The organism is Acetobacter estunensis, assembly GCF_019083805.1.
In the GTDB taxonomy this organism is placed as follows: Bacteria; Pseudomonadota; Alphaproteobacteria; order Acetobacterales; family Acetobacteraceae; genus Acetobacter; species Acetobacter estunensis_A.
On sequence record NZ_JAHRDV010000142.1, the window covers coordinates 1 to 246 of the forward strand.

Below are 246 nucleotides of genomic sequence, written 5' to 3' on the forward strand. Positions count from 1 at the left end.
CCACGCAGGCCGCAAACAACCCAAGTGCCAGCGAACGGTAATGAAGGCGCATACGGCGTCAGCCGCCCACAGACGAACAGCTGTGCGCATGCGAGACCACATCCGCGCAGCGCACACACAGGGTCGGTGGCGATCTGTCCGGGCCTGAACTTCACCATGGTGTGGAATCACGCCATTACGTTCGGAATGTTCGGTGGAGCAGGCGGTGCGGGACGGATCATCTTCTCCGTCATCTCCCTTGCCATC

Annotated in this window: 1 pseudogene; it reads left to right on the plus strand. The window is 61.4% G+C overall.

The annotated features are described in order from the left end of the window. Positions 1-120: 120 nt before the first annotated feature. Positions 121-246 (plus strand): annotated as a pseudogene (locus tag KUA11_RS17645) (signal peptidase II); the annotation flags it as partial.